Source organism: Providencia vermicola (assembly GCF_020381325.1).
GTDB classification, from domain to species: domain Bacteria; phylum Pseudomonadota; class Gammaproteobacteria; order Enterobacterales; family Enterobacteriaceae; genus Providencia; species Providencia vermicola.
In genome coordinates this window covers 369,756-390,505 of record NZ_JAGSPI010000001.1, presented here as the reverse complement: position 1 = coordinate 390,505, position 20,750 = coordinate 369,756, and the positions used below count along the sequence as shown (strand labels likewise).

General features: G+C 39.8%; 20 protein-coding genes. 8 read left to right on the top strand and 12 right to left on the bottom strand.

The annotated features are described in order from the left end of the window. Positions 1–240 precede the first annotated feature (240 nt). From ppsR to KDJ85_RS01765, 7 genes are all read left to right on the top strand, one after another. The gene (ppsR, locus tag KDJ85_RS01795) at positions 241–1,101 is read left to right on the top strand and encodes a posphoenolpyruvate synthetase regulatory kinase/phosphorylase PpsR (protein WP_275967689.1); all 861 of its coding nucleotides are present in this window, start codon (positions 241–243) and stop codon (positions 1,099–1,101) included. Positions 1,102–1,225: 124 nt separating this feature from the next. Continuing rightward, entirely contained in the window at positions 1,226–2,275 is a 1,050-nt protein-coding gene (locus KDJ85_RS01790) for a 3-deoxy-7-phosphoheptulonate synthase (protein ID WP_225818231.1), read from the top strand. Positions 2,276–2,506: 231 nt separating this feature from the next. After that, positions 2,507–2,740, top strand: a complete 234-nt coding sequence (gene hemP / locus KDJ85_RS01785; RefSeq protein WP_225818230.1) for a hemin uptake protein HemP — start codon at positions 2,507–2,509, stop codon at positions 2,738–2,740. Between the two features lie 85 nt (positions 2,741–2,825). Beyond that, on the top strand, positions 2,826–4,976 hold the full coding sequence (locus KDJ85_RS01780) for a TonB-dependent receptor domain-containing protein (protein ID WP_225818229.1): 2,151 nt from the start codon (positions 2,826–2,828) through the stop codon (positions 4,974–4,976). 91 nt (positions 4,977–5,067) lie between these two features. Beyond that, complete coding sequence (locus KDJ85_RS01775) at positions 5,068–6,117, top strand: hemin-degrading factor (protein ID WP_225818228.1); 1,050 nt, start codon at positions 5,068–5,070, stop codon at positions 6,115–6,117. 84 nt (positions 6,118–6,201) lie between these two features. Beyond that, on the top strand, positions 6,202–6,948 hold the full coding sequence (locus KDJ85_RS01770; RefSeq protein WP_263974610.1) for a heme/hemin ABC transporter substrate-binding protein: 747 nt from the start codon (positions 6,202–6,204) through the stop codon (positions 6,946–6,948). 607 nt (positions 6,949–7,555) lie between these two features. Next, positions 7,556–7,927, top strand: coding sequence for a helix-turn-helix domain-containing protein (locus KDJ85_RS01765; RefSeq protein ID WP_206084025.1), 372 nt, complete (start codon positions 7,556–7,558; stop codon positions 7,925–7,927). A gap of 79 nt (positions 7,928–8,006) precedes the next feature. On the opposite strand, the gene KDJ85_RS01760 is transcribed toward KDJ85_RS01765, so the two are convergent. The 11 genes from KDJ85_RS01760 to btuC form a co-directional block, all read right to left on the bottom strand. After that, positions 8,007–9,023, bottom strand: a complete 1,017-nt coding sequence (locus tag KDJ85_RS01760) for a lipoate--protein ligase (protein ID WP_225818226.1) — start codon at positions 9,021–9,023, stop codon at positions 8,007–8,009. A gap of 63 nt (positions 9,024–9,086) precedes the next feature. Then, on the bottom strand, positions 9,087–9,575 hold the full coding sequence (locus KDJ85_RS01755; RefSeq protein ID WP_225818225.1) for a C40 family peptidase: 489 nt from the start codon (positions 9,573–9,575) through the stop codon (positions 9,087–9,089). A gap of 88 nt (positions 9,576–9,663) precedes the next feature. Beyond that, complete coding sequence (gene arnF / locus KDJ85_RS01750) at positions 9,664–10,065, bottom strand: 4-amino-4-deoxy-L-arabinose-phosphoundecaprenol flippase subunit ArnF (protein ID WP_225818224.1); 402 nt, start codon at positions 10,063–10,065, stop codon at positions 9,664–9,666. After that, positions 10,062–10,409: a 4-amino-4-deoxy-L-arabinose-phosphoundecaprenol flippase subunit ArnE gene (arnE, locus tag KDJ85_RS01745; protein WP_225818223.1), complete on the bottom strand. Its 348-nt coding sequence runs from the start codon at positions 10,407–10,409 to the stop codon at positions 10,062–10,064. Before arnE ends, arnF begins: the two co-directional genes overlap by 4 nt. Then, the gene (arnT, locus tag KDJ85_RS01740; protein WP_225818222.1) at positions 10,406–12,064 is read right to left on the bottom strand and encodes a lipid IV(A) 4-amino-4-deoxy-L-arabinosyltransferase; all 1,659 of its coding nucleotides are present in this window, start codon (positions 12,062–12,064) and stop codon (positions 10,406–10,408) included. Before arnT ends, arnE begins: the two co-directional genes overlap by 4 nt. A gap of 7 nt (positions 12,065–12,071) precedes the next feature. Continuing rightward, positions 12,072–12,965, bottom strand: a complete 894-nt coding sequence (arnD, locus tag KDJ85_RS01735; RefSeq protein WP_225818221.1) for a 4-deoxy-4-formamido-L-arabinose-phosphoundecaprenol deformylase — start codon at positions 12,963–12,965, stop codon at positions 12,072–12,074. Beyond that, a complete protein-coding gene (arnA, locus tag KDJ85_RS01730; RefSeq protein ID WP_225818220.1) occupies positions 12,965–14,950 on the bottom strand; it encodes a bifunctional UDP-4-amino-4-deoxy-L-arabinose formyltransferase/UDP-glucuronic acid oxidase ArnA in 1,986 nt (661 codons plus the stop codon). The genes arnD and arnA overlap by 1 nt, the downstream gene beginning before the upstream one ends. Next, positions 14,950–15,942, bottom strand: coding sequence for an undecaprenyl-phosphate 4-deoxy-4-formamido-L-arabinose transferase (gene arnC / locus KDJ85_RS01725; RefSeq protein WP_206084017.1), 993 nt, complete (start codon positions 15,940–15,942; stop codon positions 14,950–14,952). The genes arnA and arnC overlap by 1 nt, the downstream gene beginning before the upstream one ends. Further along, complete coding sequence (arnB, locus tag KDJ85_RS01720; RefSeq protein ID WP_225818219.1) at positions 15,942–17,087, bottom strand: UDP-4-amino-4-deoxy-L-arabinose aminotransferase; 1,146 nt, start codon at positions 17,085–17,087, stop codon at positions 15,942–15,944. Before arnB ends, arnC begins: the two co-directional genes overlap by 1 nt. A gap of 128 nt (positions 17,088–17,215) precedes the next feature. Next, entirely contained in the window at positions 17,216–17,983 is a 768-nt protein-coding gene (gene btuD, locus KDJ85_RS01715) for a vitamin B12 ABC transporter ATP-binding protein BtuD (protein WP_225818218.1), read from the bottom strand. 5 nt (positions 17,984–17,988) lie between these two features. Beyond that, a complete protein-coding gene (gene btuC / locus KDJ85_RS01710; RefSeq protein WP_225818217.1) occupies positions 17,989–18,990 on the bottom strand; it encodes a vitamin B12 ABC transporter permease BtuC in 1,002 nt (333 codons plus the stop codon). 116 nt (positions 18,991–19,106) lie between these two features. On the opposite strand from btuC, the gene KDJ85_RS01705 reads away from it, so the two are divergent. Further along, the gene (locus tag KDJ85_RS01705) at positions 19,107–19,940 is read left to right on the top strand and encodes a Rho GTPase-activating protein (protein ID WP_225818216.1); all 834 of its coding nucleotides are present in this window, start codon (positions 19,107–19,109) and stop codon (positions 19,938–19,940) included. A gap of 104 nt (positions 19,941–20,044) precedes the next feature. Here KDJ85_RS01705 and KDJ85_RS01700 read toward each other — a convergent pair whose 3' ends face one another. After that, the gene (locus tag KDJ85_RS01700) at positions 20,045–20,725 is read right to left on the bottom strand and encodes a tyrosine-type recombinase/integrase (protein ID WP_349423596.1); all 681 of its coding nucleotides are present in this window, start codon (positions 20,723–20,725) and stop codon (positions 20,045–20,047) included. Between the last annotated feature and the right edge of the window lie 25 nt (positions 20,726–20,750).

Here is a 20,750-nt window from a genome sequence, read left to right as displayed (position 1 = left end):
TAGTGACAGAGTACAAATCGTAAAAAATCTCGTTGGCGAAATATCGCCTCGTGAAATAGACTAGCACAGACGGTATGAGAAGATGGACTGGTGAATCGTTCCATCAATTAAGAAAACTTTTTTGTTCTAAAAATCGTTCAAAAAATGGCTATACTTCCCCTGATAAACTAATTTTTAAACTTTAAACAAAGATAATATCCCTCAATTTCCAGTGATAAATACAATAAGAGGCTAATAATAATGACCGAATTAGGAGCAATGAATACGATGGCAAGCCAAGTTCAACGCACTGTTTTCTTTATTTCTGATGGCACAGCGATCACCGCTGAAACTTTAGGGCATGCCGTACTTTCGCAATTTCCTCTTTCATTTACCTCTTACACATTACCGTTTGTCACCACACCGACTCGGGCAGAAGAAATCAAACAAAAAATAGATACACTTTATGCAGAAACACAGATCCGTCCTTTGGTGTTCTATTCCATCATCTCCCCAGAAGTTAAACAGATAATCACTCAGAGCTTAGGGTTTTGCCAAGATATCGTCCAAAGTTTAGTCGCTCCGATTCAAAAAGAGGTTGGCCTTGAACCCGAGCCAAAGCTAAACCGAACCCACGGTTTATCTATGCAGAATATGAACCAATACGATGCACGTATTGCAGCCATTGAATATACACTGGCTCACGATGATGGTATTTCCTTAAGAAACCTCGACCAAGCTCAAGTCATTCTAATTGGCGTTTCCCGTTGTGGTAAAACGCCAACTAGCCTTTATTTAGCAATGCAATTTGGTATTCAAGCGGCAAATTACCCTTTCACCGCTGATGATATGGATAATTTACAGTTACCTGTCGCGTTACGTCCTTACACCCACAAATTATTTGGTTTAACCATTAGTCCTGAACGATTAGCGGCAATCCGTGAAGAGCGCCGTGAAAATAGCCGCTATGCATCAATTAGGCAATGCCGAATTGAAATTGCTGAAGTCGAGGCCTTATTTAGACAAAATAAAATCAATTACTTAAATACGACAAACTATTCTGTAGAGGAAATTTCTGCCAAAGTGATTGATACCATGGGGTTACAGAGACGTATATTTTAGTGAATATAAAATAAAAAAAATTATTCATTCAATTTACACTGGAGGTTGAAATTAAACCATATTCGTTTATTGTGATCTTTATCACTTATATGGCGACAGCCTATTCAAGTTTCTGAGAACAAAAATGCACAAAACTGATGAGTTACGTACTGCGAGAGTGGACAGCTTAATTACGCCACAAACTCTTGCCGATGAATTTCCTATTTCCGCAAAAGTTGCCGAAAACGTGACAGCGTCACGAAAACGTATTGAACAGATTTTATCAGGTCAAGACCCTCGTTTACTGGTGATTGTCGGCCCTTGTTCTATTCACGATATTGATGCAGCTATTGAATATGCAACAAAATTAAATGTATTAAGAAAGCGCCATCAAGACCGCTTAGAAATTGTTATGCGCACCTATTTTGAAAAACCACGCACCGTTGTGGGTTGGAAAGGTTTAATCTCTGATCCAAATTTAGACAATTCATGTCAAGTAAATACGGGTATTCGCCTTGCACGAAAATTACTAATTGAAGTTAACCAATTAGGATTAGCCACTGCCACCGAATTCCTCGATATGGTGACGGGTCAATATATTGCTGATTTGATAAGCTGGGGCGCAATTGGTGCGCGTACAACCGAAAGTCAAATCCATCGTGAAATGGCCTCAGCACTGTCTTGTCCTGTTGGTTTTAAAAATGGGACAGATGGCAATATTAATATTGCTATTGACGCTATCAGAGCAGCAAAAGCACAGCACATGTTTTTATCTCCCGATAAAAATGGCCAGATGACTATCTACCAAACCAGTGGTAATCCACATGGTCATGTCATTATGCGTGGTGGTAAACAGCCAAATTACAGCGCTGGTGACCTTGCAGCTGCATGCGATAAACTCCGTAAGTTTGAATTACCCGAGCATTTAGTGGTTGATTTTAGCCATGGTAATTGCCAAAAAATTCATCGCCGCCAACTTGAGGTTGCACGGGATATTGCAGAACAAATTAAAGATGGCTCAACCGCAATTAGTGGCGTAATGGCAGAAAGCTTTTTAATTGAAGGCACACAAAAAGTGATCCCTGAACAACCATTGGTTTATGGACAATCTATTACAGACCCTTGCCTTGGTTGGGATGATACTGAACAATTGATTGAGATTCTTGCTCAAGCTGTGGATCACCGCTTTAAATAGTTTTTGTCTATATCCTCCCTCTCGCTTTGGTTAATCACCCACCAAAGCGAGTATAAATCATCATTTCAAAAAATAAAAAAATTAAATTAATAACTATCACAATATTAATACCTATTAATTTTTGATTATCACCTCATTTAGTCTAAAAAATCCTTGACCCTCCACGTCATTAACGATAATAATTCTCACTACTAACACGCAACTCGTTAGAAAGCACATGAGAACAATTTTATGACCTTATTAAAAAAAACAAATCAAATGGTAACGAAGGATCTTTTTTTAGCTAAGAGAAAAGACCCCGCTCTGGTACCTATTGAAGCAAAATCGACTCAAGCGATGTTAGCAACACACATCGTGGATAGTCAGCAACTACTTAATAAGGAAGGAAAAGTTGAAATTCTACACCGTGGGGAAATTTACCAACTAAAGCAAACCCGCTCAGGTAAATTAATTCTAACGAAATAAATAAGTTACACCGACAATCTATAGCACGCCACCCAGACATCATCAAGGCAGCCAGCTTAAACCACACATAAGGAAAGGATTTCCTATGCCATTTAAACTGATGCCTACATCAATTTCTCCCCCTCAACACCAATATAAATTCCGTTTTTCAACGCTTGCTACCGCTTTGGCAATTTCGAGTACGAGCCATACTGCACTTGCCCAAAATGAAGCAAAAGACGTTATGTATGTATCTCAATCGCCATTTAGTCATGAAAAAATTGCAGTTGCTCAGCAAGTTGAGGTTATTAATGCCCAAGCCCCTGAATTACAATCTGCGGCTTCAGTATTGGATTTACTCAAAGGCCAAGCAGGGATCTTAGTTACTGGCGCAGGTAGTACATATGGACAAAGTCTGCAAATGCGAGGCTATGATCAACGAGGCGTAAAAATTACTGTCGATAATGTCACCCAAGATTTTAACTCAGGTTTATTTGATGCCACGTTTATTGACCCCGCACTAGTCAAAAAAGTTACTGTTCATAAAGGTGGTGGTTCGCTTCACCATGGTAATGGTGCACTCGCAGGTGTTGTCTCCATAAAAACCCTCAACGCATCTGATTTATTAAAACCTGGCCAACATTTTGGTGGGCATATTACCACGGGTATTAACCGGAATGATCATAGTTATCATGCAGGTGCAACTCTGTTTAGCCATGTCGATACTTTCGATACCATCTTAAGCTACCAGCAACGTAAGATACAACTCAATAACCCATACGTAGCCCAAGGCCTAGAAACCAATGAAGAAATTCATAATTGGATGTTGAAAACAACGTGGTTTGCTCGACCAGACTACCAAACCACAATACAACTTAAAGAATACCGTAATAACAGCCTTGGCCAAAAACAGCCAAGTATATCTTTTAATCAAACTCTCTACCCAAACACCCCACATGAAAGGAGTTCACTACAACGAGATATACACATTAGCCAACACTTCTCACCCAATAATACGCTTAATTGGCAGGCAGACTGGGACTTATACCACTCAAGTATTGCACTTAACCAGTTAGACCTCACTAAAGTGAAAAAATCACCAAACGATTACCGTGAAGAAGATCGAGATCAATATACATACGGGACCAAATTCACCAATAGCTTCATAGTACCTATGAATAATTGGGCGAATAACGCAATTCAAAGTGGCTTCGAATATTATCAGCAAGAACAAAAATCTAATGAGCATTCAATCAGCTATCCTAATGCCCAACTATTAAATAGTTCAGGGTGGCTAAACAACGATCTCACATTACACCACTTACCGATTACATTTTCAGCAGGAACACGTTTTACTTATTATAAAACCTCTCGTAAAGATATTGCGGAAGATAGTCATACAAATTGGTCATCAAGGTTCGCTGTGAGTGCAACACCATCACATTGGCTGAATCTATTTTCTTCCTATTCAGAAGGCTACCGAACACCTCGTATGGCAGAGTTATACAATAACTCTCATCATTTTCGTGTTCCATTTATAGGATATACATCGGACTTTATCCCTTCACCAGATCTAAAACCTGAAACAAATAAAACGGTTGAGGCAGGTATGAAACTCAGCTTCGACGAACTCGCATTGACAGGGGACTCACTTCAGTTTGGTACCACGGTATTTCATACTAAAGCCAAAAATCATATTGCCCATCATGCTCAATACAAAAAAAGAATTGGCCGAGGCTTCAAGCTTTTTTGGTTACCTGAAAAGATTTATTATATCAATGTGCCATCTGCAACCATCAAAGGTGTTGAGAGCTTCGTTCACTACAAAACACATTGGTTTGACCTCGATGTTAGCCATAACTTCATTGTTGGAAAAGAAGATGAAACACACCATACCCTTTCCTCTCTTCGCCCAAATTCCTTAGTTGCCCGTTTTAATGCACCGATAGCACATACAGGAGTCAATCTTGGATGGGTTGGTGAATTTGCAGCACGCAGCAAATTTGATGGGGACGATACTTACATATTATATGGACAAAAATCAGTGGAGAAGTTAGATCGCTATCGCCGTGAAGTCATTCAATATCCTGGTTATAGCCTTCATGACTTCTACATTAGATATCAAGCAGACCAATTCATTAAAGGTCTCAGTTCTACCTTAGCACTCAAAAATGCGTTCGATAAAAATTACGTTTCTTCCATGGGGGTTCCACAAGAAGGCCGTAATTTCTATTTTAATCTGAATTATAAATGGTAACAAAATAATTAAGTAGGCTAGTTGGGCCTATTAACACAGTAAATAAGCCCAACTAATTATTATTGGATACAATATAAATAAGGAAATAATTGTGAACTCCGTATATTACAAAGACTACTTACAGTTAAAACAACAGTTTCCAAATAACTATGCTCGAGATTTAGCCGCTCAGCTTAATATCACTGAGGCTGAGCTTTTATATAGCCGAGTTGGTCATGATAATGTAAAACGACTTTCAGGTCATTTACCTGAACTACTTCATACGCTATCAACGATAGGCCAGGCTAAAGCCATTACACGCAACGATTACGTCGTCAGTATTCAAACTGGCTTATATGATAACCCACGTTTTAGTGACCATGCGGGCCTATTCCTAAATCCAGGAAAACTGGATTTGAGAATGTTTTTTGCACAATGGGATTCCATATTCACGCTTACGGAACAAGTCAGGAATGGAATTCGGCACAGCATTCAATTTTTTGATAAGAATGGGGATGCCATACATAAAGTTTATTCCTGTGAACATACTGACATGAAAGTATGGCAAGACATTATTACTCACTATACTTCCATCGATAACCCCCCGCTGCAACTCGATACGGTTTTATCATTTTCAAATAGCGAAATTAGTGATGAAACTAAGCAACAAATTGAACAACAATGGCGTGATATGTCCGATGTTCATCAATTTTTCACCTTATTAAAAACGCATAATTTAAGTCGCCAGCAAGTTTTTCGTATAGTAAGTAACGAACTCGCTTGGCAAGTGCCAACAAATTCACTATCACAGTTGCTCTCTCTCGCCCATCAAGCCAAAAATGAGATTATGCTTTTTATCGGTAATCGTGGATGCGTCCAAATTTTCACGGGTGTTATCAACAAACTCTCACCACTGAAAATTGAAAGCTCACAAACAGATTGGCTCAATGTGTCTAGCAATGATTTTAATTTGCATATTATTGAGAATGGTATTTCTGAATGCTGGGTGACGAGAAAACCGACACAAGACGGCTTTGTGACAAGCCTAGAAGTCTTCGATAATCAAGGCAATCAAATTATACAGATGTACGGACAGCGCACTGAGGGGGCTCCTGAGCAAACTCAGTGGAGCCAACAAATACTTTCTTTACCTCGAATTTAATTACTAAATTATTTTATGCAATATTGGCTTCTAATGTTCATAACACTTTGTATCTCAAATTGTACATGGTCAAAAGAACGCATAGTGTCTTTGGGGAATGATATCACCGAAATTATTTTTGCCCTTAATTTCGGTGGTAATATCATTGCGCAAAGTACTTCGAGTTCTGTCGCTCAGCAACCTCCAATCATTGAAGATATAAAACACATTGATCCTCAACACATTGTTTCAATGCAACCTACCCTTGTGTTAGCCAGTGATCAAGTCAGGCCTTCTTCTGCCCTGCTACATATACAAAGCCAAGGAATACACGTTATTAAAGTTGCTCGCGGAATGACATTAGAAGCCATTCCTAAAAAAATTCGGACAATTGCCAAACAAATAAACCAAGAACATTCAGGGGAAAAACTTATCCGAAAATTTCAGAATGACCTTAGCAAAATTAAGACGTCACCAATAAATAAAAATGTTCTCTTTATTATCAATAAGGGTGGTGTTATCCCCTTAATTGCAGGGAAAAATACAACAGCAGATAAGCTTATTACCGCAATTGGTGCTAAAAATTCGATGGCAAACATTGAACTATATCAACCTCTTTCTCCCGAAGCCATTATCGAAGGACAACCTGATTTAATCGTTGTATGCCATGAGAGCGTAAAAACTCTCGGGGGTGCAAAGAGCATTTGGCGGCTTCCAGGCATCTCAATGACACCTGCGGGTCGAAATAAAGCATTAGTCATCGTCGATGATATAGGAATGCTAAACTTTAGCCTAGGAACCCCCTTAGTGATGTTACAGATACGTCAAAAACTAGAACAGCTACTTGATTAATATTGCATATATAGAAAATGACTCGGCCTACAATTTCATTACCTATTGATTTTAAATGGCTTCTACGGGAATCCATTCTTCGGTTTTTTATAGTAAATAACCCTCATAAACAATAATATCGCTCTTAAAAATATTACATTTCCGCATATTTATCTAGATAACGTTAATTCTTTTAACATTCGTTATAAGGATGATATTTAATCTTAATTACGCTGTATTTTCAGTTGTTTTCACTAAAACAATTACCTCGGAATTTCCTGTCTATTGTTATATAAAATCTATAATATAATTTTTCAATTATTTACTTGGTTAATAAATTCGAACTGTTTAGTCAAAATATTTGACTAATTATTATAAAATAATTTTCCAGTGGAAGTAAAAAACAAAATCTCAATGTAACTATTTGTATTTAAATAAATTTAAACATACATAGATGTATGTTTAAATCATTGATTTTTTCAATAACTATCATATCAATAGTTATTATCATATAAAAAAAGCACGTTTAGCCTATCGATATATCGGAAAAGAAGGAAGAATAGACCCTAATTTCGTGAGTTATTATTAGTTATTAATGAACAATAGCCTACTTGAGTAGGAGGTAAATATGTCAGAAAGTGTAGTCAACGATATCGTGAAATGGCTTGAAAGCCAGTTGCAACGCAATGAAGGCATCAAAATCGACACAATAGCCGATAAAAGTGGTTATTCTAAATGGCATTTACAGCGTGTTTTCAAAGAAATGAAAGGATGCACGCTTGGCGAATACGTCCGTAAACGTCGTTTGTTAGAGGCTGCTAAATCATTACGTGAAGGCAACTTACCAATCCTTGATATTGCTCTGCAATATGGATTCAGTTCACAAGCTACATTTACACGTATCTTTAAAAAACATTTTGATACGACACCAGCAAAATTCCGTCAAACTGGTGAACTACCAGAATGCAAAAGTTTTATGACATGCAGTTGTCATAACTAGTTAGTTTCAAGATCATTCCTTCCTATTAGTTGTTAGTATTTTGAAGTCTATGTCTGAGCCGACCATGTCGGCTCATTTTTTAACTGAGTTCATGCACTAACCAATTCTCTAAATCGTTAAGTTGCTCTTGTAACTCAGGCCACTGTTGCTTCATCTGGCAACATAATTTTCTGATCGTTTCAGTTTGATAAACTTTCCCCAACATTTGCTCGCTCAGCCACTCAAGGGGCGTTGGGTCTAAACTATCGGTAAAAAACTGACAACGACTAATTACCCCTTTTTCAATATCAAAATGAAATTCAATCCCACCCCAAGGAAAACGGGTATCTGAATAATGGGAAAATGCAGGCGCTTGACCAAAATTCCATTCCCAGCTACTTTGCTTTGCAAATGTTTCCGTGAAATTAGGCAGGTCAGGCAATTTTTCAGGAGAGATATACTCCGCTTTAACTGTTTCACCAAAATGATCAAAAAAACTTTTAATCACACCTTCACACACAGTTTCATGGCTGATGTTAGGCACTAATTCAGAAAGATTCGCAACACGTGAGCGAACTGAGGTAATTCCTTTTGCCTGTAATTTTTTGGGATCAGGATTGAGGTAATTGGCTAGTCGGCTTAAATCTGCATTAATCAATAGTGTACCATGGTGAAACCCGCGATCTTTCGTTTCGCGATAAGCAGAGCCCGAAATTTTACGTGGGCCATTTTCTGTATTGAGCACTAAATCATTGCGTCCTGAAACTTCAGCCACAATGCCCACATTAGCCAATCCATCAACAATAATTTGTGTAGAAACCGTTTTATCGTATTCAGGCTTACCCGCCATAAACGTAAAACAAGTATTGCCTAAGTCATGGAAGACGGCTCCACCGCCGCTACTGCGACGTGCTAAGCGAACATTGTCTTCTTCCATTCGACGAGTATTACATTCTTTCCACGGGTTTTGGGCACGCCCAATGACCACCGTATCAGCATTACGCCATAAAAACATCACACGCTGATCGGCAGACATTTGCCTAAAAATAGTTTCCTCGACCGCAAGATTAAACCAAGGGTCAAACGATTCTGAAATGAGTAAACGCAATGTTGACATGAAGCTATCCTAAAAACAAAACTTGCTCTTAAGATAGCATAATGATTGGAAAAAATTGCGCATTTAAATGCGCCTTGCCTGCCAGAACACTTTTCGCCAATACACGTTGTCCATTGACGAGCGGATCACCCCTTTGCTGGTTGATGCATGAATAAAGGTGTTATCAGTGTCATAAATACCAACGTGTAATCCATTTTCACCAGAGCCTGTTTTAAAAAACACGAGATCGCCAGGCATTAAATCCGTTTTATCGATACGCGTACCAAGCTGAGTTTGGTCAACTGTCGTACGAGGCAATTGAATAGCAAAACGATCATTAAAAGTACGATAAACAAAACCTGAGCAATCAACGCCGTTTTGGCTCATCCCACCATAGTGATAAGGCGTACCATACCATTGTTCTAACTGGTCTTTTAACTGAGCGATGGTCATGATAGGGTCAGACAGCTGGGTTTTTAGCGGTGGTGGTGCCGTGCGCTTAACGGGTGTTGATGAACAACCAATCAAAACCAAGCACAGTAATAACGGCAAGTGTTGTATTTTAATCACCATAAAGCACCTTAATCACTAGTCTTATTACTATATTTAACTTATATCATAACGTGAGGCGAATAAAAAACAAACAATTCGTCACACTATACTATTGCCTATCTTGTGACCTTGTTGGGCGGCTAATTAACCAAACTCCCAGTAAAATAAATGCAATTCCAGCGACTTTCAGCCATGACGCTGGCTCATTAAACCAAGGCAAGACAACCGCTAAGATATAGACAAACACATAGCTCAAGCTAATTAGTGGATATGCCTTATTCAGCGCGATGTATTTTAATGCAAACAGCCAACACAACATCGATAAGGCATAGCATACTAACCCTAAGAAAATAATGCTTAAGCTGGTCATATTGACCAGTAACCAATCAATATTCAACCAATGCCAGCCCAAAGAAAAAGAGGGTAATTCAACCACTCCCATCTTTAAACTGAGCTGAGCCACGGTAACTAATATGGCGCTACCAACCACCCATAAATAGCCTTTATTCATACGCTGATACTCATGAGTAATATCCCTATCATAATAGCAACCACACCAAGCCAATGGTTTAACCCTGTTTTCTCTTTGTATATAAATTGGCCAATCAACGTGATCAGAATAAAATTAATGCTAAGCATTGGGTAGGCAATACTCAGGGGCATGGTTTCAAGGAGTTTTAACCAAAACAACATACCTAGGCCTAGCATTAAAACAGCCAACACCAGCCACTTAATGGCTGATGCAGCTTTATTTACTTTTTCGCTTTGCCAATTCACCACAGCTTGCTTTTGAGCCACTTGCCCAATACAGGTCAGTACACTGACAAGCAGTAACAACAATAATTGCGCAATCATTGTTGATGATAAACCACAATTGCCATACGTGAATTTTTGATGACTTCATCAGGCTTAGGTATATCTGGGAGATCTTCATTACGGCCTAATAAAAACACCACCGTAACCTGCCCTTCTTTACGTGCTTTGCTTAACCACTGTGCAAATGCACCCGGCTTAACGATACGATGCTGGCTATCTGGGTACTCTAAACCGTAGCTAAGTTCACCACTACTATTATAAAGATAGATATTGGAATTCTGTGTTTCCCACGCTAACCCAGCCGCGACGCCAACGTTACTTGCCATCAAATACTTACTATTCATTAATAAGTCATGATTTTGATGAATAAAATTTTGCGGCAGTTTGGAGTCGATAGTGTTATTCGGCAGAGCGCTACCAATACATAGGCTGATCGCTAAGGAGCACGAAGCCGCCCACAGCCAATACTTAGCATTTAAGACTGTACATAAATAACCAATTATCGCCCAAATAGAGAACGCAACCACACCCAAGACCATTTTCGACCATTCGTCAGGTTCGTATAATGGTTTTTTAATAACAGTACTAACAACTATCACGGCGATAACCGCTGTAATCCCCAATGCGATATTAATAATACCGTTAACTTTTAGCGCTCCCATAGTGCTGTTTCGTACACAATCAACACCATATTTCGCCATCAATAGTGCCAGTGGTGCCATAAACGGCAGCATATAAGTGGGTAGTTTGCCACGTGACACACTAAAAAATAGAACGGGAACAACAAACCAACACAGTAAGAAGAACATATCAGGACTTGATTTGCGTTCTTTCCAACCTTTTATTAAAGATCCAGGCACTAACCCCGCCCATGGAAGCGCACCAAGTAGAATAATAGGAATATAGTACCAGAATGGGGCGATGTGTTGCGCGTCATCAGCGGTAAAACGTTTGATGTGTTCAATCCAGAAAAAATAATTCCAATAATCAGGCTCTTGCTTAGCTATTGCCAACGCCCACGGCAAGCTAATGATAACTGCTGAAATAATAGCGAGTGGGCCATATTTTATCAGTTCAAGAAACCGTTTTTGGTAAATAGTAACAGGCAACATAACGATGACAGGAATAGCAAGGGCTAAGAACCCTTTCGTCATAAAGGCCATACCACAGGCTAACCCTAAGCAAACCCATGCAGCAAGCTTTGTTTTAACCTCCCTCGCTTTCATTGCCCACAAGCAACAAAACATACTGGCTGCAATCCACAACGATAACATGGGATCGAGCACACTGTATGTCCCGACAGAAAAAACAAGGAACATTGAGATATAAATTAAGCTTGCAACATAAGCAACATGGTTATTACGCCACATCATTTTTGCCATGCGGTAGACGAGCAATGCACTGAGAAGAATACAAAAAACTGAACCAAAGCGAACCGCAAAATTCGTTTCACCAAAAATCATTTGGCTAATGTTATTTATCCAATACCCTGCCACTGGTTTTTCAAAATAACGCACATCCAACATGTAAGGAACAATCCAATCTCCACGTTGAAGCATTTCCCGGCTAATTTCCGCATAGCGGGTTTCATCTGGTTGCCAAAGTAAACGGCTATTCAACGGCAAGAAATAGGTTAGGATAAAAAAAAGAGCCAGCAGAGAGGCTCCTACTTTGCTCGCTCGATTATTTAACATGGTGTGTTTATTCCTCTTCTTGGCAACCCAGCCAACCTTCACGCCCTGGGAACGGAGCTCTCACCACTCGCCCCTTTGGCAATGAATCCAGATCGTCAGGTAGCAATTCGCTTAATGTACAGAATTGGATTTCTTCTTGTGAAATTCGTTCCAATAATTGTGAAAATTGTTCTGACTTAGACATTCCTTCCACTTCAGTGTGGATAGTATAAACGGGAACACCGCTATCATCTTTAATCGCTTGAAGAATATAATCATTGAATGCTTCGTCAGCAACTACCGTACCAACGACTTCATCGTAAGTCGGTAATGTGACAGGAATTTGCACCGCCCCTAACGAACCGTCACGCAAAATTGGCCTGAACGGGAACTTCCCACGGCAATCGCTGTTATAATCAAAATTAAATTTTTGTTTAACTTCCAGCACACGCTCATCACCTCGCCAGCCTGCAACTGCAGAACAGGTAACGCGTTGCCCAATTGCACACTCAAGTGCATCCACACCAAGCTTCACCTGCTCCGCTAGCTGTGCTTCACTCCATTTCGCTACTTTAGCTTGCCAACCTTGATGATCCCATGCATGTAAGCCAACTTCATGGCCTGCATCCAAGGTTTGTTTCATCAAGTAGCCTAAATCTTTAGCAATTTTTTTGCCTGGCCATGCTGTTCCCGCTAATAATATATCTAACCCATACAGGGATGCCGCATTAGACCTGAGCATTTTCCACAGAAATTTAGGACGCAAAAGGCGCCATAAATGGCGCCCCATGTTATCGGGTCCTACACTGAAGAAAAAGCTGGCCTGAATGTTGTGCTCTTTAAGCACTTTGAGTAATTGTGGAACCCCTTTTAGTGTACCTTGGTAGGTATCCACATCAATTCTCAAGCCAACTTTTTTCATTAGTCTTTGTTACCTAACTCTTCAACAGCACCCTGTAAGAAGAAATCTAACGTTTCTTCGATGGTATCTTTCATGTCGATAGTCGGAACCCAGTCAAGTAAACGACGCGCGTTCTCAACACTTGGTTTACGGTGCTCAACATCTTGATAGCCTTGGCCATAGTAGCTGCTGCTTTCAATTTCACGGAAGCCCGCGAACGGAGGGAACTTGCTACGCTCTGGATGATTTTCAAAGCTTGCTAATAGCATTTCTGCCAGTTCACGAATACTTGCTTCGTTCGTTGGGTTACCGATGTTGATGATTTGCCCATCACATTTGCCATCTTTGTTTTCGATAATACGGAACAGTGCTTCAATACCGTCTTTAATATCCGTAAAGCAACGTTTCTGTGCACCTCCGTCAACCAATTTGATTGGCGAGCCTTCAACTAAGTTTAAAATTAGCTGAGTAATCGCACGTGAACTACCAATACGTGCAGAGTTTAAGCTGTCTAAACGTGGGCCCATCCAGTTGAATGGACGGAATAAGGTAAATTTCAGACCTTCTTTCGCGCCGTATGCCCAAATAACTCGGTCAAGTAGCTGTTTAGAAACAGAGTAAATCCAACGCTGTTTGTTGATTGGACCAACAATCAGGCGAGATTCGTCTTCATCAAACTCTTTATCATCACACATACCGTAAACTTCTGAGGTAGATGGGAAAATAATACGTTTGTTGTATTTCACGCAGTAACGAACCACTTTCAGGTTTTCTTCGAAGTCTAATTCAAAGACACGCAGTGGGTTACGGGTGTATTCGATTGGTGTTGCAATCGCAACCAGCGGCAGAATGACGTCACATTTTTTGATGTGATACTCAATCCACTCTGTGTGAATGCTGACGTCGCCTTCAATAAAGTGGAAACGTGGGTTACCAATGAAGCGTTCAATTGCAGATGAGCCAATATCCATACCATAGATATCATAGTTGCCATCTTTTAACAGGCGCTCAGTTAAATGGTTACCGATAAAACCATTCACACCTAAAATCAGTACGCGAGTACGGCGTTTAACTTGTGCTGTTGGTTTAGCACCCACTCGGACATCAGTCACGATACCCATTTCGTTTGCAAGGCGGTTACCTTGCATATAAAGACCTGTTTCGCTTTGACCGCTAACCACTTCAATCGCGCCTTGTCCGCAAGCAATACGCAGTGGGTCATTAGACAGTACAGTACCTGCCGCTTTACCTTGGTTGTCATCCAACACGCGAGCGCGCCAAATAACCATTTTACGTGCGCCTAAATAGGTGAACGCACCTGGGTATGGTTCAGTCACTGCACGGATTAGGCAGTTAATTTCTTTTGCGCTACGGTTCCAGTCAATTTGACCATCTTCTGCAGTACGACGACCAAAATAAGTCGCTTGGCTTTCATCTTGAGCGACAGCTTTGTAGCTACCCGCTTCAATCAGCGGCAGTGTTTTATCTAACAAGACTTCCGCTGCTTCACGAACTTTAGCGTGTAATGTTAAGCCAGTGTCAGTATCAGTGATTGTGACTTTCTCTTGCGCAATGATGTCACCCGCGTCTGCTTTCGCAACCATTTTATGTAAGGTGACACCCGTTTCGCTTTCACCGTTTAATAATGCCCAATTGATTGGTGCACGACCACGGTATTTTGGCAGTAATGAACCATGCAGGTTGAAAGCCCCTTTCGGTGCGATTGCGAGTAATTCTTCGCTTAACATATCGCGGTAATAGAAAGAGAAAATCACATCAGGTTTCATTTCGCGAATGCGTTCAATCCATAACGGATGATTGACGTTTTCTGGCGCAAATACAGGAAGTTCCATATCCGCACTTAAGCGAGCTACGGAAGAGTAAAAATGGTTTTCATTAGGGTCATCAGTGTGTGTAAACACAGCCTGAATATCAAAACCCGCTTTTTCAAGCGCTTTTAGCCCTACGCAGCCAATATCATGATAGGCAAAAACAATAGCTTTCATTAGTCTTCTTCCTGATTTTTGTCGGATTTAAGGTCTGCACCGACGACTTTTTGAATAAAATAACGAGGTCTAGCACGTACATCATTGTAAATTCGACCGATGTATTCGCCTAGTAGACCCATAGCAACAAATTGTGCACCAATAAACATAAATAGCACAGCGAACAGAGTGAATACGCCATCAGCCGCCCACTCTGCACCAAAAATCAAACGTAATGCAATTAGTAGTACCGCAAGCAAAAAGCCACCTGCGGCAATCACACTACCGACCACACTGAGCAAACGCAGCGGTGCTGTCGTTAAACAAGTCAGTAAGTCATACATTAAATTAATCAGCTTCATAAAGCTGTATTTAGAGTCACCAAATTCACGTTCCGCATGCGCCACATCAATTTCTATGGTTCTACGGGCAAATGTATTGGCTAAAATCGGTATAAATGTGCTTCTTTCATGGCATTGCAACATCGCTTGAATAATATGACGACGGTATGCTCGTAACATACAACCATAATCACCCATTGAGCGACCCGTTGCCTTAGTGATCATCGCATTAATCATTTTAGATGCCGTTTTACGGAACCAAGAGTCTTGACGATTAGCACGGCGAGTCCCAACAACATCATAACCTTGCATCGCTGTTTGCACTAAGCGAGGAATTTCTTCTGGTGGGTTTTGTAAATCCGCATCAAGCGTAATAACTAAGTCCCCATCCGCTTGGTTAAAGCCAGCCATAATCGCAGAATGCTGCCCATAGTTACGGTTAAGGATTATCGCAATTACATGGTTATCCGGGTTTTCTGCTGCTTGAGTTAACATCGCGGCTGAACGGTCACTACTGCCGTCATCCACTAAAATTAATTCGTAGCTTTGTGTTAATTGCTTGCACGATTTAATCGTGCGTTCCAGTAATTGCGGCAAGCTCTGCTCTTCATTATAGACAGGGATTACCACTGAGACTTTTTTTATCTCATCAAATTCATCTGCGTGTGACACTATTTTGACTCCAAAAGAACTGCTTCTACCGCATTAACAACCCGCTCAACATCTGCATTCGTCATATCAGGGAACAAAGGCAACGAACACAACGTCGCGCTATTCCATGTTGATTCAGGCAGTGTTAATTCAGGGTATTTTTCACGGTAATATTTTTGCGTATGTGCTGCACGAAAGTGTAGCCCCGTCCCTATATCATGTGCTTTTAATTTTTCCATGAATGCATCACGGTCAATACCACAAATAGCTTTATCAACACGCACCATAAATAAATGATTGGCATGTAAATGCGGGTACTCAGGGACGCTGAGCATTTGTAATGGGGAGTTTTTCAGCAATTCGCGGTAATGAGCCGTTAATTCAGCACGACGCTGGTTCAACTGCTCCACACGGGACAGTTGCACAACCGCTATCGCAGCATGAATATCGGATAAGTTATATTTAAAACCAGGCTCGACAACCTCTGCCTGTGGTTTACGTCCTTGCATTTGTCTATCAAATGCATCAACACCTAAACCATGGAACTTGAGTGTTCGAACACGTTGAGCAAGTTCATCGTTATCAGTAGCAACTAAACCGCCTTCTGCACATGTCACATTCTTAATGGCATGAAATGAGAAAATAGACGTGCCTTTCTCGCCGACCCATTCATTTTTATAGCGTGTACCCACAGCATGAGCAGCATCTTCAATTAACGCAACACCTGCTTTTTGTGCAATTAAACGCAATGCGTCTAAATCACAAGGTGCCCCCGCATAGTGAACAGGAATAATCGCTTTTGTTTTTGCTGTTAAAGCATGTTCTACGGCTTCGGGTTGGATCATCAGTGTGTCGCGGTCGACATCAATCATGACAGGTGTTGCACCGAGCAACTCAATCATATTAATAGTTGAAACCCATGTTTGTGAAGGTGTTATCACTTCATCACCAGGGCCAATACCCAACGCCATCAGAACGACATGCATCCCCGCGGTTGCAGAGGACAATGCAATTGCATGTTTACAGCCATAACGTTGGCAAAAATCTTCTTCTAACTGATGGTTCTGTGGGCCCGTGGTAATCCAGCCTGAACGCAGAACCTTTTCAACTGCCTTGACCTCTTCATCACCAATTGCCGGTTTTGAAAATGGTAAGAAATTGCTCATATTGTTTATAGCCTAGTTTTCATTGTGAATAGAATATTCTAGTTAATTGTACTTTAACCGAACCTCAACACCGACAAACATTGCTGCATTATCCCGCATAAAAACGAGTGATTAAAACAACTTTTTGGCTAATCGTCAAAATTTATAATTTGCCATTGTCTATAGGATGTGCTCTGACTTATCTTAATTTCAGTTTTAAAAATGTCAGATAAATTATGTTCCGTCATCACGTCTGCAGGTTTTCCTGAAGCAAATAATTGGCCTTGTTTTAATAACCAAATTCGCGATGCATTTTTATAAGAATGATTCAGGTCATGCCCACTCATTATAACGGTTCCTTGGCAATCACAAAAATATTTAATCCATTTATCTAGCATTGCCTGTTGAATAATATCCAAATTATTGGTTGGCTCATCAAATAAAATAATTTTCCCTGTTAAGTCTCTATCATCCCAAACCTGTAAAAAGGCTGCGCAAACTCTCACTCGTTGCCATTCCCCTCCAGAGAGTTGATAAATACCTTTATGTAAAAGCGGTGATAATTGAAAATCATCACACAACCGCACAAAAATATCCGCAGCAACAGGTGTTAATGGCAAAAACAGTTCGAGGTATTGAAAAACTTTTATGATAGGTGCATTGCTCGCAAGCTGAATAAAATAAGCCCGTTGCTTAGCTAGCTGAGTAATAGAACAATGATGAATATTTTCACCATTGAGCCAAATTTCACCTGTGACAGGAAGATAACCACTTAGCGCAGAAAGTAACGTACTTTTCCCAGCGCCATTGGCCCCTAAAAGATGGATTTGCTCACCTGAAAACACATATTCAGTAAAATTGATTAAGCGGTTTTCTGAGGTGATATTTTTAATATCAATAATTATCTGTGTATTCATTTGATTCACCGCCATTGCTGATGACGAATAAGCAACAGAATAAATATTGGTGCACCCAATGTGGCAGTAATAACGCCAATAGGCACTTCAGCATTCGCAATTAATAACCGTGATAATAAATCAGCTAATAGCAGGCCTAATGCCCCAGCGATTGCACAAGCAGGTAACAATAAACGATGATTGGTTAAACCACTTAATCGTAAAATATGCGGGATCACTAAACCAATAAAGCTAATGGCCCCAGCAATAGCAACACTCAAACCAATTAATACACCACTAATGATAATAAGAATAATACGCCACTTATGTACTGATACACCTAATTGATAAGCTTGCAGCGAGCCTAAAGAAAGGTAATTTAATATTTTTCCTTGGCATCCAGCCCACACTAAAAATGGCAGACAGGCGACGACTAAACCAGATTGCCGCCAATCAACACCGCTAAAGCTCCCCATCATCCAATATAGTAGTTGGCGTAGGTCGAGGTTACTGCTCATATACACCATCCATGTCATACAAGCGCCACTCACGACGCCTAAAGCGACACCAACCAGTAATAAACTGGCATTATTCAAGTTTTTTCGTTTGGCAAAATAGAGTAATAAGGCTGTGAGTAATAAGGCCCCTGTAATCGCGCTAGCACTCAGTATTCCATAATGAGTGATGCCTGATGACATTAATACCGTGAATACGACTGCAACACCAGCACCATTACTGATCCCCAAAAGACCGGGTTCAGCCAAGGGGTTTTCAAATAAAGCCTGCATAATCGCCCCTGTAACCGCGAGCCCTGCCCCTACGACGATTACAGCAAGCATTCTTGGCAATCGTATTTGCCAAACAAACAACTGTGCGGAGTTATCCAGCCATTGATTTGGCCAATACCATGTCTCTCCAGCGCTGAGTGAAACTATCGCCACAATGCAAAGAGTGAACAACAAGAAAACAATCAAGCGAATGTCTGATTTATTCTGTTGTTTTTGTAGCTGAAATAAAGAGTAGCTCATCGATAGATTGACTTATTTATTATTAAGTTAAGGAATTATAGCTTTTTATGCAAGCACTTACACAGTAACAAATTTATATTTTCTGAACAATTATAGCTATCCTCTAAGGAGATCTAATGCCTTTCAAATTAACACATTGCTCTAAACTTATGTCAGCACCTAATCAAGTCAAACTTTTACCTTCTGAGCCGGAGAAAAAAACAGGTTTAGCTCTGCAAATTAAGCATATTTTTAATATTACTAATTTTAAGAAAGCTATTGCTAATTTCTTTCATCCATCGCCAAAACATCAAGAGATCATAAACCCCACAAAAACAGAACAGCTTAGCTTGAAGATCATTGATTCTTGTCAGGTATTAAATGAAAAAGAAAAAATAGAGTATGAAAAGCTTGTCTTTTTATCTAATTCGATAAAAAAACACTCAAAATATGATAAAGAACCTGGGATATTTCGCATTCCTGGTAATAAGAAACGTACGGGTTTAATCTTAAAATATCTAAAAAATGACAAGCCAATTACTTCACAGTTTATTGTTCATAACAACATTTCTATTTCGGACTTAACATCTGCATATAAGCAACATTTAGCGGCTTTATTCACAAAAAACCACAAAACAGTTGAAAAAATCCCACAAAACTTACCAGAAAAGCTGGATATCAGAAGTTTTCCTGACACTTTTTTAACCCTTGATAAGACACCATTATCGCTACAACTCGCCGTGCTCTTTCTAGCTGAAATTGCAGAAAATAAAAAAACAACACTTATGAATGCAAAGAACCTCGCAATCTGTATAGCACCTAACTTTACTTTACCAAACAGTCAGTTGTCACAAAATAGCAGTAAAAAAAAACCTGACTCATCTGTAAGTCAACTAGAAAAACTTACTGTACTAATCCCTTATGTTGAAACTTTAATTAAAAATGAAATGATTCAAAAATCACTCATTTAATATTTTCTAATAAGGAACCTTAAGGTAATACCCAAAAACAAAAGACCGCCTAGGCGAGCATTGCCATCCCCAGAACATCGGGGCTAGCAATATTTTTCAATAGCTTACGAATGTTGTGATACGTTAATTCGCATCATTACCCCCATATCGGTGGATGGAATGTGGATGCCTCCCCTTAAAGGGTTGCATGAAATGGCCTCATTTAAATAGTCAGGGGCAAAGTGTGCGTATGTCATTGTTTGCTGAATACGCGCATGCCCCATGATTTTTTGAAGAGTGAGAATATTGCCACCGTACATCATAAAGTGCGCTGCAAAAGAATGCCGTAAAACATGCACGGCCTGACCATGCGGCAAATCTGGTTTAACTTCTTTCAGTATTGATCTGTAGGTCACGTAATCAACATCGAAAAGTAATCTAGAGTCTTTTACTTTTACAGTTCTCATTACATCATTAGAAATGGGAACAGTTCTATGTCTACCATTTTTCGTTTTCATAAATGTAACTCGTCCATGTAATAAGTTTTCAGCCTTTAAACTAATGGCTTCTCCCCATCTTGCCCCTGTACTTAGACATAAAATAGTTATGCGTAAGTAATCATCGGTCATGACATTAAGTAATTTTTCAATATCACTTTTTGTCAAATAGGCCATTTCTGGTTTTTCTTCTTTCAACTTACCAAGAGACTTAATCGGGTTATTTTTAGAGCATTCGCCAATTTCGGCCAATGAAGTAAAAATGCTCATTAGCAAATTAAACTCTCTATTGATAATTGATGCTTTCACGCCACTTTGTAATCTATCAGAACAG